This window comes from Labrys miyagiensis (assembly GCF_030160835.1).
GTDB classification, from domain to species: domain Bacteria; phylum Pseudomonadota; class Alphaproteobacteria; order Rhizobiales; family Labraceae; genus Labrys; species Labrys miyagiensis.
Window position 1 is genome coordinate 138,520 of record NZ_BSPC01000028.1, and the last position, 13,877, is coordinate 152,396.

At 63.9% G+C, this 13,877-nt stretch carries 12 protein-coding genes; 8 read left to right on the top strand and 4 right to left on the bottom strand.

Annotation, left to right across the window (positions count from 1 at the left end):
* The first annotated feature begins 8 nt into the window (after positions 1–8).
* From QQL24_RS16895 to QQL24_RS16905, 3 genes are all read left to right on the top strand, one after another.
* On the top strand, positions 9–1,517 hold the full coding sequence (locus QQL24_RS16895; RefSeq protein WP_284313457.1) for a replicative DNA helicase: 1,509 nt from the start codon (positions 9–11) through the stop codon (positions 1,515–1,517).
* Positions 1,518–1,678: 161 nt separating this feature from the next.
* A complete protein-coding gene (alr, locus tag QQL24_RS16900; RefSeq protein ID WP_284313458.1) occupies positions 1,679–2,797 on the top strand; it encodes an alanine racemase in 1,119 nt (372 codons plus the stop codon).
* On the top strand, positions 2,797–3,183 hold the full coding sequence (locus QQL24_RS16905) for a VOC family protein (RefSeq protein WP_284313459.1): 387 nt from the start codon (positions 2,797–2,799) through the stop codon (positions 3,181–3,183). Before alr ends, QQL24_RS16905 begins: the two co-directional genes overlap by 1 nt.
* A 3-nt stretch (positions 3,184–3,186) precedes the next feature.
* On the opposite strand, the gene QQL24_RS16910 is transcribed toward QQL24_RS16905, so the two are convergent.
* From QQL24_RS16910 to QQL24_RS16925, 4 genes are all read right to left on the bottom strand, one after another.
* On the bottom strand, positions 3,187–4,191 hold the full coding sequence (locus QQL24_RS16910) for an ABC transporter permease (RefSeq protein WP_284313460.1): 1,005 nt from the start codon (positions 4,189–4,191) through the stop codon (positions 3,187–3,189).
* An 11-nt stretch (positions 4,192–4,202) separates the two neighbouring features.
* Complete coding sequence (locus QQL24_RS16915) at positions 4,203–5,708, bottom strand: sugar ABC transporter ATP-binding protein (protein ID WP_284313461.1); 1,506 nt, start codon at positions 5,706–5,708, stop codon at positions 4,203–4,205.
* A 126-nt stretch (positions 5,709–5,834) separates the two neighbouring features.
* Positions 5,835–6,785, bottom strand: a complete 951-nt coding sequence (locus QQL24_RS16920) for a sugar-binding protein (protein WP_284313462.1) — start codon at positions 6,783–6,785, stop codon at positions 5,835–5,837.
* Positions 6,786–7,062: 277 nt separating this feature from the next.
* Complete coding sequence (locus tag QQL24_RS16925; RefSeq protein ID WP_284313463.1) at positions 7,063–7,374, bottom strand: polyhydroxyalkanoic acid system family protein; 312 nt, start codon at positions 7,372–7,374, stop codon at positions 7,063–7,065.
* A 197-nt stretch (positions 7,375–7,571) separates the two neighbouring features.
* Here QQL24_RS16925 and radA point away from each other — a divergent pair, with 197 nt between their 5' ends.
* From radA to QQL24_RS16950, 5 genes are all read left to right on the top strand, one after another.
* Positions 7,572–8,981, top strand: a complete 1,410-nt coding sequence (gene radA / locus QQL24_RS16930) for a DNA repair protein RadA (protein WP_284313464.1) — start codon at positions 7,572–7,574, stop codon at positions 8,979–8,981.
* 140 nt (positions 8,982–9,121) lie between these two features.
* Complete coding sequence (locus QQL24_RS16935) at positions 9,122–9,754, top strand: CvpA family protein (RefSeq protein ID WP_284313465.1); 633 nt, start codon at positions 9,122–9,124, stop codon at positions 9,752–9,754.
* 146 nt (positions 9,755–9,900) lie between these two features.
* A complete protein-coding gene (gene purF, locus QQL24_RS16940) occupies positions 9,901–11,391 on the top strand; it encodes an amidophosphoribosyltransferase (protein WP_431310702.1) in 1,491 nt (496 codons plus the stop codon).
* Between the two features lie 278 nt (positions 11,392–11,669).
* Positions 11,670–12,410, top strand: coding sequence for an SDR family NAD(P)-dependent oxidoreductase (locus QQL24_RS16945; protein WP_284313466.1), 741 nt, complete (start codon positions 11,670–11,672; stop codon positions 12,408–12,410).
* A gap of 99 nt (positions 12,411–12,509) precedes the next feature.
* On the top strand, positions 12,510–13,874 hold the full coding sequence (locus QQL24_RS16950; RefSeq protein WP_284313467.1) for a CoA transferase: 1,365 nt from the start codon (positions 12,510–12,512) through the stop codon (positions 13,872–13,874).
* Positions 13,875–13,877 lie beyond the last annotated feature (3 nt).

Here is a 13,877-nt window from a genome sequence, read left to right on the forward strand (position 1 = left end):
ACCTGCCCATGCCCGCACCCGTCGAAGCCACCGTCCACAAGCTCGAAACCGGCCAGGCGGCCGCCTACCGGCAGGCACCGCACAATGTCGAGGCGGAGCAGGCATTGCTGGGAGCGATCCTCGTCAACAACGAGGCCTTCTACCGAGTCTCGGACTTCCTTTTGCAGGAACACTTCTTCGACCCCTTCCATCGCAAGATCTTCGAGATCGCCGCCAGCCTGGTGCGGGCCGGCAAGATGGCGACGCCCGTCACGCTGAAGACCTTTGTCGGCTCAGACCAGGACATCGGGAGCGGCCTCACCGTCTCCCAATATCTCGTCCGCCTCGCGACGGAGGCCACCACCGTCATCAACGCAGCCGATTATGGCCAGATCATCTACGATCTTGCGCTCCGGCGCTCGCTCATCCAGGTCGGCGAGGAGATGGTCAACCTCGCCTATGACGCGCCTGTCGACATGGCGCCGGGCGACCAGATCGAAGAGGCCGAGCGGCGGCTCTTTGCCCTCGCCGAGACGGGCCGTTCCGACGGCGGCTTCTCCAGCTTCGCCGATGCATTGCGGGACGCCATCGACATGGCCTCCGCCGCCTATCAGCGCGACGGACACCTGTCCGGTCTTGCCACCGGGCTCGATGATCTCGACCGGGTGATGGGCGGCCTGCAGCCGTCCGACCTGATCATCCTGGCAGGCCGCCCGGGCATGGGCAAGACGTCGCTCGCCACCAACATCGCCTACAACATCGCCAAGAACTACAAGGTCGAGGTCCAGCCCGACGGTACGCGCAAGACGCTCGACGGCGGTTCGGTCGGCTTCTTCTCGCTGGAAATGTCGTCCGAGCAGCTCGCTACCCGCGTGGTGGCCGAGCAGGCCAACGTGCCCTCCTACAAGATCCGCCGCGGTGATCTCTCGGAAGAGGAGTTCAGCCGCCTCGTCACCGCCAGCCAGGACATGCAGGCGACGCCCCTCTATATCGACGACACCGGCGGCATCTCCATCGCCCAGCTCGTGGCGCGCGCCCGCCGGCTGAAGCGCCAGCGCGGCCTCGACCTCCTGATCGTCGACTACATCCAACTCCTCACCGGCTCGGGCAAGAAGGGCAACGAGAACCGCGTGCAGGAAATCACCGAAATCACGACGGGCCTCAAGGCCTTGGCGAAGGAACTTAATGTTCCGATCATCGGTTTGTCCCAGCTTTCGCGCCAGGTCGAATCGCGCGACGACAAACGTCCGCAACTCTCGGACCTGCGTGAATCCGGCTCGATCGAGCAGGACGCCGACGTGGTGATGTTCGTTTTCCGCGAGGAATATTACGTGAAGAACAAGATGCCGAAGGAAGGCACGGAAGAGTTCTTCAAATGGCAGGCCGAGATGGAAAGCCTCGCCGGCGTCGCCGAGGTGATCATCGGCAAGCAGCGCCATGGCCCCACCGGCACCGTCAAGGTGCAATTCGACGCCGACGTGACCCGCTTCGGCAACCTGGCGCGAACGGATCACCTGCCGATCCAGACGGGGGAATGACCCGCGGCGAGACAATTTCGGTGTGCCGGTCTTCAGACCGGCATGCCCGAGGCCACCATCAAAGTCGAAAGATGCCGGTCTGAAGACCGGCACACCATTTGTGCCGAGCCTGCCACTTCCTGGGTCTTCCGCCTATCGTCGTACCGCCTTATGGTCCCGGCATGACCGATTCCACACCTCCCGCCTATGCCCGCCTGACCATCGACACCGACGCGCTCGTCGCCAATTGGCGCTTGTGCGGCCAGCGGCGCCCTGACGCCGAATGCGCGGCAGTGGTGAAGGCCGACGGCTATGGGCTCGGCCTCGACAATGTGGTGCCCGCCCTCAGCCAGGCCGGTTGCCGTACCTTCTTCGTCGCCCATATCGGCGAAGGCGAGTATGTCCGGCGCCTCGACCGAACGGCGACGATCTACGTACTCTGCGGCCTGGTGCCGGGCCGGGGCGACGACTACGCTCGACACGACCTGCGTCCCGTCCTCGGCTCGCTCGAGGAGATACGGGAATGGTCGTCCTTCTGCGCCACCACGGGGTGGCAGGGCGGTGGGGCGCTGCATGTCGATACCGGCATGTCCCGCCTTGGCTTGCGGGTGGAGCAGGCGCAGGCGCTCGTGGCGGAGGGCGACCTCTTCAAGCCATCGCTGTTGATGAGCCATCTGGCCTGTGCCGACGTGCATCACCACCCGCTCAACGCCCGGCAATTCCAGGCCTTCGCGAGCGCGAACAAGCTCTATCCCGAGGTGCCTGCCTCGCTGTGCAACTCCTATGGCGTCTTCCATCCGGCGGAGATCGGCTATGATCTGCTGCGCCCCGGTGTCGCCCTCTATGGCTCCAATCCCGTGCTCGACAAGCCCAACCCAATGAAGCCGGTCGTCACCCTGGAGGCGCAGGTGCTGCAGGTGCGCACCGTGATGCCCGGCGAGCATGTGGGTTATGGCGCGACCTGGACCACGCGTACGCCCGCCCGCATCGCCGTGGTCGGCATCGGCTATGCCGACGGCTATCTGCGCTCGGGTTCGTCTTCCGAGGATTTCGACAGCGCCATTGCCTATGTCGGTGGACACCATTGCCTGATTGCCGGCCGTATCTCGATGGACATGACGGCAATCGATGTCACGGCCCTGCCTGAGGGCGGCGTGAAACGCGGCGACTGGGTGGAACTGATCGGCGCCCACCTGCCCGTTGACGAGGTGGCACGCAGAGCCGGTACGATCAGCTACGAGATTCTCACCAGCCTGGGTGCCCGCTATGAGCGCCGCATCGTCGGAGAAGGAATGTCCTGATGTTCGACCATATCGGTTTTCCCGTGCGCGATTTTGGCCGCTCGCGCGCCTTCTACGACCAGGCGCTCGCCCCGCTCGGCTATTCCGTGCAGATGGAAGTCACGGCCGAGCAGACGGGCGGTGATGCCCATGCGGGCTATGGCGCCGACGGCCGGCCTCAATTCTGGATCGGCGATGGCGAGGTCAAGGGTGACCGCGTACATGTCGCTTTCGTGGCCAAGGATCGTGCCACGGTCGATGCCTTCTACAAGGCTGCCATGGCGTCGGGCGGCACGGACAACGGCCCGCCCGGCATCCGCGAGCACTACCATCCGAACTACTACGGCGCCTATGTGCTCGATCCAGACGGCCACAATATCGAGGCCGTCTGCCACCTGCCGGAATAGGCTTCAGGAGCCGCTCTCCTTGGCCGCGTTGCGGGCGAGTTCCGCATCGCGTCTCCTGCCGCCCAGCCAGTTGCGATAGACGCTGAACTGCTGGTCGGCCAAGACGCCGATCAGGATGACGGCGCCCATCACCGCGAAGTTCAGCGAACTTGGGATACCCAGGAGGTTGACGAGGTTCTGCAGGATCTGCAGCAGGATGGCCCCGAGCACGATACCGAAGATCGAACCCTCGCCGCCGCGCAGGGAGCAGCCGCCGAGCACCGCGGCGGCAATGCCGTAGAGCTCGTAGAAATTGCCGTGCGAGGCCGGCGAAACCGAGCGCGTATACATCACGAAATAGACGGCCGAGAGCCCGGCAAGGCCGCTGGCGATGATATAGGCCGCGGCGACGACCCGGCCCGTGGGAATGCCGGAATAGCGCGCGGCCTCCTCATTCTTGCCAACGGCGCACAGATAGCGGCCGAACACCGAACGATGCAGCACGACGCCCATGATGACGGCAACGACAATGAACATCACGAAGCTATGCGGTACGCCATAGGTGCGGCCGGTGGTGAGCCATTCCAGCGAGGGGAAGCTCTGGCCGAACTCGAAGCCGGCAGTGCTGTCGCCCGTGTACCAGCGCGCAATGCCGCGATAGAGCAGCAGGCCGCACAGGGTCACGATGAAAGGTTGAACCCGCATACGCAAGATCAGGAAGGCATGGATAGCGCCGATCGCCATGCCGGCCAGCACCATCAACAACAGCGCAACGCCCCAGTTGAGCTGGTGGTTGGTGAGCAGGTCGATGAAAACCACACCCAGCAGGGCAAAAAGTGAACCCACCGAAAGATCGATGCCGCCGGTGATGATGACGAAGCCGGCACCAATCGAATAAAGGCCGAACAGGCCGATCAGGTTGGCCGTGTTCGACACGTTGATCGGCGAGATGAAGCGCGGATTGAGATAGGCCGTCACAACCCCGATGACGAGGATCAGCACAAACAGACTGATATCTTTCTTGAGCATGACAGACTTTCTCAGTGAACGCTGTGGCCGACGGCAAGTTGCATGATGGTCTCTTCGCTGAAATCCTTGCGGGCGAGAATGCCAGCAATCGCGCCTTCATGCATCACCGCCATGCGGTCGCTGACCCCGATGACCTCCTCAAGATCGCTGGAGATCATCAGGATGGCAACGCCGCTATCCGCCAGTCCCCGCATGAGGTCATAGATTTCGGTCTTGGCGCCCACGTCCACGCCTCTCGTCGGCTCGTCGAAGATCAACACACTGGGCCGCATCGACAGCCATTTCGCCAGCACGACCTTCTGCTGGTTGCCGCCCGACAGCGTGTTGACCTGCCGGGCAACGCTTTCGGCCTTGATGCTGAGGGCTCGGCGCTGCTGCTCGGCGTTCTTGATCTCCTTGCGCCGGCTGATCAGGGCGAAGCTTGCATAGGACATCATGTCGGGCAGCGAAATGTTGTTGGCGATGCTGTGATCGAGGATCAGGCCGGACTGCTTGCGGTCCTCAGGCACCAGATAGATGCCGTGATTGATGGCGTCGCGCGGATTGGTGATCCGGATCGCCCTGCCCTCGAGCCGCACGCCGCCGCTGACCGGCTGGTCGATGCCGAACACCGCGCGAGCCAGCTCGGTCCGCCCCGCGCCGATGAGACCGGCAAGGCCCAGGATCTCGCCCCGGCGCAACGACAGATTGACCGGCTGACTTGGATAGGTCGTGGTGCGCAGTTCGACAAGGTCGAGCACGGCGTCCCGGGCCCTCGACAGAGGCGGCGTGTAGAGTTCCTTGAGATCGCGACCGATCATCAGGCGGATCATCGCCTCATGGGAGATCTGGTCCCGGTCGAGCGCGCCGACGAGACGGCCGTCGCGCAGCACCACCACACGGTCGACGCATTGCTTCACCTCATTGAGGCGATGGGAAATGAAGATCACCGCCACGCCGCTCGCCTTGAGATCCCTGATGATGTCGAGCAGCCGGTTGGTCTCGGAGATGGTGAGGCTCGATGTCGGCTCGTCCATGATGACGACACGTGCGCCGAGCGAGAGCGCCTTGGCGATCTCGAGCTGCTGGCGTTGCGCGATCGAAAGCTCCGCGACCAGCGTGTCCGGCTTGAAATCGCAGCCGAGGCGCTCCAGCAACGGGCCTGTATCCTCATGAAGCTTGCGCTTGTTCACCAAGTTGAGCAGGCCGCCATACCGCGGCTCGCGCCCGATGAACACATTGGCGGCGGCGTCGAGATTCTCGAAGAGGTTGAGTTCCTGGTGCACGAAGGCGATACCAGCCGCGAGAGCATCCTTCACGGTCAGCGCCGGATAATCCTTGCCATCCAGCTGGATCGTGCCGGTACTTGGGGCCACCACGCCGCCCAGCACCTTCATCAAGGTCGACTTGCCGGCGCCGTTTTCGCCAATCAGGCCGATGACTTCACCTGGAGAAACTGAAAGGCTGACCCCGGCAAGCGCCTGGACACCGGGATAGGCTTTCCCGATGCCGACCAGCTCAAGAAAGGGTTGCGCCATTCTCGACCTCCATTCGGAACGGGTCCGTGCCCGCTCGTGGGTAGCATCACGATGTGGGAAGACAACGGCGGCAGGGTAACCTGCCGCCGGTTTCATTTGAAGCTCACCAATCGAAGTAGGCGATAATTATTTGCCCTGCAGCTTCTTCAGCTGGGCAGCATAATCATCGACATTATCCTTCGTGATCGTCTTGGTCGGGACGATCATCAGGCCGTCCGGGGGAACGAAGGACTTGTCGCCTTCAAGGATCTTGGCCATCGCCTTCATGCCCTGATAGCCCCACTCATAAGGCTGCTGCACCACGGTGCCGGCGACCGTGCCTTCCTTGACCCCGCCTAGGGTGATCGGATCATCGTCGAAGCCGGTCACGGTGATCTTGCCGAGAGCGCCCGCTTCCTTCAGGGCCTGATAGATCTGCGGGATGTTGTAGGAGTAGATGCCCAACATGCAGTCGACGTCGGGATTGGCGGTGAGCGTGTCCTCAACATTGCGCTTGGCGCGCGACTGGTCGATGTCGTCAGCGCGGACGTCGACAATGGTGATCTTGGTGCCGGCGATCGCTTCCTTGATGCCTTCCATGCGCTCGCGGGCATTATCGGCGCCCGGCAGACCGACATAGGCCATGCACTTGGCGCCATCTGGGCGAGCCTGCTTCAGGATCTCGCCGACCTGCTTGCCGGCAAGCACGTTGCTCGAGCCGATATAGGCCACGCGCCCGCTCTTGGCGGCGTCGCTGTCGGTGGTGAGCAGCAGCGTGTGAGAGGCGACGCGGGCGAGAGCATCCGTCTCGGTCTTGGGATCGACGGCGGAAACCATGATGCCGGCGGCACCGGCGGAGACGAGATCGTCCATCAGCCGCTCCTGCACGGCGGCAGCGGATTGCTCCGGATATTTGAACTGCAGGTCGTAATTGGGCAGTTCCTCCTGCGCCTTCTTCACGCCGGCTTCGGCGGCCTTCCAGAATTCCGAAGTGCCATTGGGGACGAAGACCAGGGCCTTCTTGTCGGCGGCTTGTGCACCGATGGCGGTCGAGGCGAGAAGGGCTGCAACAGCGCCCGCAACGATGATGTTCTTCATGAGTACCTCCCTAGGATCTTGTTTTCGGTGACGTCTTCACGGCCGCATTCTGGCCTGTTATCGGCAATCCGAGCTCGCCGTCCTCCTCTCTTGGTGCCGCCCCGATCGCTTTCGGCAACCCATTTAGGGGCTGCCGCCATTTGTCTTACTATTATCCAGACATTACCGATTTGCAATCATTGATGAGCGAATGAGCGCGAAAAATGCGGAACGTACCTCAAACACGCAGGGCGCGTGCTTGCCCCCGATACAACCATGAGGAGTATCGTGACGGCGACTACTTCTTTTCGAGCATGAGCTGACCGCGATGCTGGATGGCGGCCTTGGCCTTCTCGGCGAGCATGGCGAGAAAAAGCGGCAGCATGACGCTCACAGTAACGGTGGTCTCCGCCACCTCGATGCTGCCGCTTACGGTCTGCTTCAAAGCGGAGATGCGGAAATCGAGCTTGTCGCCGGTCCAGGTCTCGTCCAGCACGGTGAACTGCCCGGCATAGGTGGAACGCAGCTGGACGATACCATCCTTTATGCGCTTGAGCGCAACCTCTCGGCCGAGATTATGCGGGATGGTGACGGTGAGCGGTCGGGACATGGCGCGGTTGATCCGAGGGACTGTCGATGACCTGATATTGGGAGCGCCGAATGCCGACGACAAGCGGTGCACTTGCTTCGACACGGATCCCGCGAACAGGATTTTTCGTAAACTCTTTAGATTTCAATAGATAACATAATTTGCCTTATCCCACTTGTGAGGTTTGATCAGACTCGGCGCAACCGCTAAGAAGGGGCATGGCTAAACGCTCCTCCTCCTATATCTGCCAGAACTGCGGCGCCGTCTATCAACGCTGGCAGGGCAAATGCGACGCCTGCGGCGAATGGAATACCATCGCCGAGGAAACCAGCGCGGTGGCCGCCGTGCCGGCCTCGCAGCGCCCGCGCGGGCGTGGACGCGTCTTCGCCCTTGAGAGCCTGACAGGCACCACCGATGAAGCGCCCCGTCTCGTCTCCGGCATCAACGAGCTCGACCGGGTCACCGGCGGCGGTTTCGTAAAGGGGTCGGTCCTGCTGCTGGGCGGGGATCCCGGCATCGGCAAGTCCACCCTGCTGATCCAGGCCTGCGCCGCCCTTGCCCGGCAGAAGGCGCGCGTCATCTACATCTCCGGCGAAGAAGCAGCGGCGCAGGTGCGCCTGCGCGCCGAACGCCTGGGCCTCGCCGAGGCGCCAGTCGAGCTGGCTTCCGAGACCTCGGTGGAGGATATCCTTGCCACGCTCCAGCATGGTGTCCCTCCCCGCCTCGTCATTATCGATTCCATCCAGACCATGTGGACGGATACGGTGGAATCGGCGCCCGGTACGGTCACGCAGGTCCGCGGCTCGGCGCAGGCCCTGATTCGCCATGCCAAGCGCTCGGGCAGCACGGTGATCCTCGTCGGCCATGTCACCAAGGACGGCCAGATCGCCGGCCCGCGCGTGGTCGAGCACATGGTCGATGCGGTGCTGTCCTTCGAAGGCGATGGCGGCCGCGATTTTCGTATCCTGCGCGGCGTCAAGAACCGCTTCGGCGCCACGGACGAGATCGGCGTGTTCGAGATGACCGGCCTCGGCCTTCAGGAAGTGGCCAATCCTTCCGCACTTTTCCTGTCGGAGCGCGATCTCGGCTCTCCCGGCACCGCGGTCTTCGGTGGCATGGAGGGCACTCGCCCCTTGCTGGTGGAGATCCAGGCTCTGGTCGCTCCCACCAGCCTGGGCACGCCGCGCCGCGCCGTGGTGGGCTGGGATTCGAGCCGCCTTTCCATGGTGCTGGCGGTGCTGGAAGCCCATTGCGGCGTGCGGCTCGGCGGGCACGATGTCTATCTCAACGTCGCCGGAGGCCTGCGCATCCAGGAGCCGGCCGCCGATCTCGCCGTGGCCGCCGCGCTGATCTCTTCCCTCACCGGCGCTCCCCTGCCCGCGGATGCCGTCTATTTCGGGGAAGTCTCCCTCTCCGGCTCCGTCAGGCCCGTGGCCCATATGGGCGCCCGCCTCAAGGAGGCTGCCAAGCTCGGTTTCAAGCGCGCGGTCTGCCCGGTCCCCGGCAATGAGTCGGGCAGCGACAGCGGCATGCGCATCAACGGGGTTGCCTCACTTGCGACACTTGTTGCGGATATTGCCGCCTCCGGCGAAGGCCAGAAGCGAAAACCCGCGAAGGTCTCGCAATAAGCGGTGATTACTCCCCGTTGCGCCGCAGCAAAAGGGTGACGCCGCAAGCAAGCGTCGTTATAGAGGGGCGCGCGGGCCTGGGGCGTGTCGACACGCCCTGAAGGTTCGTGCTGCCTTGTTCACATCAGGATCGATTGCCAATGCCCGTAACCTTGCTTGATCTGATCGTCATTGGCGTCATGCTGATCTCGGCCCTTCTTGCAATGGTTCGTGGCTTTACCCGCGAGATCCTGGCGATCGCCGCCTGGGCCGCGGCTGCCGTCGCGACGCTGCTGTTGTTCTCTCGCGTGCTGCCCTTCGTCACGCCCTATATCAAGAACGATACCATCGCCCGCATCGCCACCGGCGCCGGCATCTTCGTCATCATCCTTTTGATTGCCTCCTTCATCACGATCCGCATCTCGGACATGATCCTCGACAGTCGCATCGGCGCGGTCGATCGCACCTTCGGTTTCCTGTTCGGCGCGGCGCGCGGCCTGCTGCTGGCCATCGTGGCCTTCATCTTCTTCAGCTATCTCGTGCCGCCGAAGTCCGAGCCGGTCTGGGTGCAGGACGCCAAGTCCCGCCAGATTCTGGTTTCCGGGCGCGACTGGATCCTCTCCTTGCTGCCGAACGATCCGGAGAACGTCATCCTCAAGCAATTGCGCGCCAATGAGGTGATCGGCCCCGACACCACGACGCAAGAGCCGGATCCGGATGCCGCAGGTGCCACTCCGCCGCAAACCCAGCCTGCCGCCCCGGCGCCTGCCGCTCCGGCCCAGCCCGCACAATAATGTGTTGCATTAATGCCTGCAGAACAGTCGCCTGCATGGTAGAAATACCGATCGATGATACTATCTAGACCTTATACGGAGCGGCCGGAAATCACCTCCGGGCCGCTCGCCCTGTTTGGAGAGCAGCCCAAGTGAACGCCAATGCCGTGAATGCTAAGGCCCCAGGGACCACACCCGCCTCAGAAACCGACGAACTCGATCTCGATGCCGATCGGTTGCGTGAAGAGTGCGGGGTGTTCGGTATCTTCGGACACAGCGAGGCGGCGGCGATCACGGCGCTCGGCCTGCATGCCCTGCAGCATCGCGGCCAGGAAGCCTGCGGCATCGTCACCTTCGATGGTGCCCGCTACAATTCAGAGCGCCGCCTCGGCCTCGTCGGCGATACCTTCTCCAAGCGAGACGTGATCGAGCGCCTGCCGGGTTCGCAAGCCATCGGCCATACGCGTTATTCCACCACGGGCGGCACCATCCTGCGCAATGTGCAGCCGCTTTTTGCCGAGCTTGAGGGCGGCGGTTTCGCCGTGGCCCATAATGGCAACCTCACCAATGGCCTGACGCTGCGTCGCGAGCTGATTTCCAAGGGCTCGATCTTCCAGGCGACCTCCGACAGCGAGGTGATCCTCCATCTCGTCGCTCGCTCGACCCGCGAGAGGTTCATCGACCGCTTCATCGACGCACTCTTCCAGATCGAGGGCGCTTACGCCTTTGTCGGCCTCACCAACCAGACGCTGGTGGGCGCGCGCGATCCGCTCGGCATCCGCCCGCTCGTGCTCGGCGAACTCGACGGCTGTTACATCCTGGCCTCCGAGACCTGCGCTCTAGACATCATCGGCGCCCATTTCGTGCGCGACATCGAGAATGGCGAGGTCGTCGTCATCACCAAGGACGGCGTGGAATCGATCAAGCCTTTCCCGCGCGTTCCCCCGCGCCCCTGCATCTTCGAATATATCTACTTCGCCCGACCCGACTCGATCGTCCATGGCCGCAGCGTCTATGACGTTCGCAAGGCCTTCGGCGCGCAGCTCGCCGCCGAGGCGGGCATCGAGGCCGATGTCGTGGTGCCCGTGCCGGATTCGGGCGTCCCCGCGGCGATCGGCTATGCTCAGGCGGCCGGCCTGCCTTACGAACTCGGCATCATCCGCAACCACTATGTCGGCCGCACCTTCATTCAGCCGACGCAGTCGATCCGGGAGCTCGGCGTGCGCATGAAGCACAGCGCCAACCGCGCCGTGATCGAGGGCAAGCGCGTCGTGCTGATCGATGATTCGATCGTGCGCGGCACCACCTCGGTGAAGATCGTGCGCATGATGCGCGAGGCCGGCGCCAAGGAAGTGCATTTCCGCATCTCCAGCCCGCCCATCACCCATCCCGACTATTACGGCATTGATACGCCGGACAAGGAGAACCTGCTCGCGGCCCGCATGGATCTCGAAGCCATGCGCCAATATATGGGCGCCGACACGCTGTCCTTCCTCTCGGTGCAGGGCGTCTACAAGGCGTGCGGCTATGAGCAGCGCGATCCGATCCGCCCGCAATTCACCGACCACTGTTTCACCGGCGACTATCCGACCTTCCTCACCGATGTGGTCGGCGAAGGCGCCAAGCAGCAATTCTCGCTGTTGGCCGAGGCGAGCTGAGGCTTCGCGTAAGAGGTCGCGCTGCCCTTCTCCTCTCTCCTCTCCCCGTAGGAAGGGGGCGCAATCGTTGAGATTGGATCGTTGGCCGTTCGTCTCGCCCAGCCGCTGTGCGAGATGAGGTGCTTTGATAATGAGGCGCGCCTTCGAAGTCTCCTCGCCCCGCTCGCGGGTATCGTCCACTCCTTCGGAGTGGACTAGGGATAGAGGTGAGGGGCTGCGTGACCTTCGCAATCGCAATCGTACATGCCAATTAAATCACCCCCTCCAAAGAGTTCTCGATGTCTGATCTTCTCAAAGGCCGCCTGGCGCTCGTCACCGGAGCCTCGCGCGGTATCGGCCGCGCCACCGCGGTCGCGCTGGCCGAGGCCGGCGCCCATGTCATCGCCTTGGCCCGCACCGTCGGCGCGCTCGAGGATCTCGACGACGAGATCCGCGCCAAGGGAGGCACGGCCAGTCTAGTGCCCCTCGACATCAAGGATGGCGAGGGTATCGACAGGCTTGGCTACACGCTGTTCGAACGCTACGGCAAGCTCGACATCCTGATCGGCAATGCCGGTGCACTCGGCTCGATTTCGCCGCTGGGCCATCTCGAGCCCAAGGACTGGGACAATGTCTTCGCGGTGAACGTCACGGCGAACTGGCGCTTGATCCGCTCTTTCGATCCGCTGCTGCGCAAATCCGATGCCGGACGCGCCATCTTCATCACCTCGGGCGCCGCCTGGAAATCGACCGCCTATTGGGGCCTCTATGCCACCACCAAGGCCGCCCTCAACAGCCTGGTCGCGACCTACGCCGCCGAGACGGTGAACTCCGCCGTCCGCGCCAACCTCTTCTCGCCGGGGCCGGTCCGCACCCATATGCGTGCGGCCGCCATGCCGGGCGAAGACGCCAACACCCTGCCCCACCCGACCACGATCGCCCCCTCGATCCTGCTGCTCGCCAGCCCCGAGTTGACCGAGACCGGCCAGATCTATGACATGCGCGAGGGCAAGTTCATCAGCTTCCGCTCGCCGGAATAAGGCGTCCCGGCTTGCCACGGCGTCGAGCCGTGCCCCTGACGCAAGCCTGCCATACCGGCTTTGCGCTGCCTTTCCTCTGCTTTGGCGCTAATTTGGGGGATGGCGCAGTCGTTCCTCAATGAGATGTGGCAGGCCGTCGGCGGCAGCGAAGCGCTGCTTGATAGTGTGACCGTGACTGGCCGCGGCCAGTTGCCATCGGCCTTCAAAGTGAGTGACTTTGCTACTGCCGCCATCGCCGCGAGCGGCCTGGCCCTGGCCGAACTCAGCGGGAACGCGACGGGTGCTCCTGCCAGGGTAACGGTGGATCGCCGCCTCGCCTCCTTCTGGTTCCTATGGTCGCTGCGTCCGGTCGGCTGGACCATGCCAGCGCCCTGGGATCCGATCGCTGGCGATTACGAGGCGAAAGATGGCTGGATCCGCCTTCATACCAACGCCCCGCAGCATCGAGAGGCGGCCCAGCGGGTTCTTGGGGAGCACAACGACAAGGACACCATGGCGGCGGCTGTCAGAGGCTGGGCCAAAGGCGCGCTCGAACAGGCCATCGTCGCGGCCGGCGGATGCGCCGCGGAGATGCGCTCGCTCCCGCAATGGCAGCAACACGAGCAAGGCAGTGCGGTCGCGAGCGAGCCGCTGGTGCTGCGCGACACCTGCCTGCGAGGGAGCGAACTCGACTGGCGGCCCGAGCCCGGCCGTCCCTTGAAGGGGCTGCGCGTGCTCGATCTCACCCGGGTGCTGGCGGGTCCTGTGGCGACGCGCTTCCTGGCGGGCTTCGGCGCCGAGGTCTTGCGTATCGATCCGCCGGATTGGGACGAGCCGGCCGTCGTGCCGGAAGTCACGCTCGGCAAACAGTGCGCCCGTCTCGACCTGATGCGGCCGCAGGACCGTGCCGTCTTCGAGGAATTGCTGTCCGGCGCCGATATCCTGGTGCATGGCTACCGGGCCGACGCGCTGGCGGCACTCGGCTATGACGAGGCACGGCGCCAATCGCTCTCGCCGGGCCTGATCGACGTCAGCCTCGATGCCTATGGCTGGTCCGGACCCTGGCGTGATCGCCGAGGCTTCGACAGCCTGGTCCAGATGAGCGGCGGCATCGCCGATGCCGGGATGGCGTGGAAGCAGGCGGACAGGCCGGTTCCCCTGCCCGCCCAGGCCCTCGACCATGCAACCGGCTATCTGATGGCCGCCGCCGCCATTCGCGGCATCACTGAACGCCTCACGAGGCGGGAGGTCGTGCGCAGCCGCTTGTCCCTCGCGCGAATGGCGAAGCTCCTGGCCGATGCAGGCCCGGCCGAGGATCAGTTGACGCTCGCCCCCGAGACGGAGGACGATCAGGCGGCGGCGATCGAGAAGACATTCTGGGGCGAGGCCAAGCGCCTCAGGCCACCTATCGCGATTGACGGTATCGACATGGCCTGGGACAAGCCGGCCACGCCCCTTGGCAGCGCGCCGGCCCGATGGGCTTGAACG

What these genes read in the sequence shown, in the direction of transcription:
- QQL24_RS16895 (WP_284313457.1), top strand. Translation starts at nt 9, where the DNA reads ATGCCCGCACCCGTCGAAGCCACCGTCCACAAGCTCGAAACCGGCCAG.
- alr (WP_284313458.1), top strand. Translation starts at nt 1,679, where the DNA reads ATGACCGATTCCACACCTCCCGCCTATGCCCGCCTGACCATCGACACC.
- QQL24_RS16905 (WP_284313459.1), top strand. Translation starts at nt 2,797, where the DNA reads ATGTTCGACCATATCGGTTTTCCCGTGCGCGATTTTGGCCGCTCGCGC.
- QQL24_RS16910 (WP_284313460.1), bottom strand. Translation starts at nt 4,191, where the DNA reads ATGCTCAAGAAAGATATCAGTCTGTTTGTGCTGATCCTCGTCATCGGG.
- QQL24_RS16915 (WP_284313461.1), bottom strand. Translation starts at nt 5,708, where the DNA reads ATGGCGCAACCCTTTCTTGAGCTGGTCGGCATCGGGAAAGCCTATCCC.
- QQL24_RS16920 (WP_284313462.1), bottom strand. Translation starts at nt 6,785, where the DNA reads ATGAAGAACATCATCGTTGCGGGCGCTGTTGCAGCCCTTCTCGCCTCG.
- QQL24_RS16925 (WP_284313463.1), bottom strand. Translation starts at nt 7,374, where the DNA reads ATGTCCCGACCGCTCACCGTCACCATCCCGCATAATCTCGGCCGAGAG.
- radA (WP_284313464.1), top strand. Translation starts at nt 7,572, where the DNA reads ATGGCTAAACGCTCCTCCTCCTATATCTGCCAGAACTGCGGCGCCGTC.
- QQL24_RS16935 (WP_284313465.1), top strand. Translation starts at nt 9,122, where the DNA reads ATGCCCGTAACCTTGCTTGATCTGATCGTCATTGGCGTCATGCTGATC.
- QQL24_RS16945 (WP_284313466.1), top strand. Translation starts at nt 11,670, where the DNA reads ATGTCTGATCTTCTCAAAGGCCGCCTGGCGCTCGTCACCGGAGCCTCG.
- QQL24_RS16950 (WP_284313467.1), top strand. Translation starts at nt 12,510, where the DNA reads ATGGCGCAGTCGTTCCTCAATGAGATGTGGCAGGCCGTCGGCGGCAGC.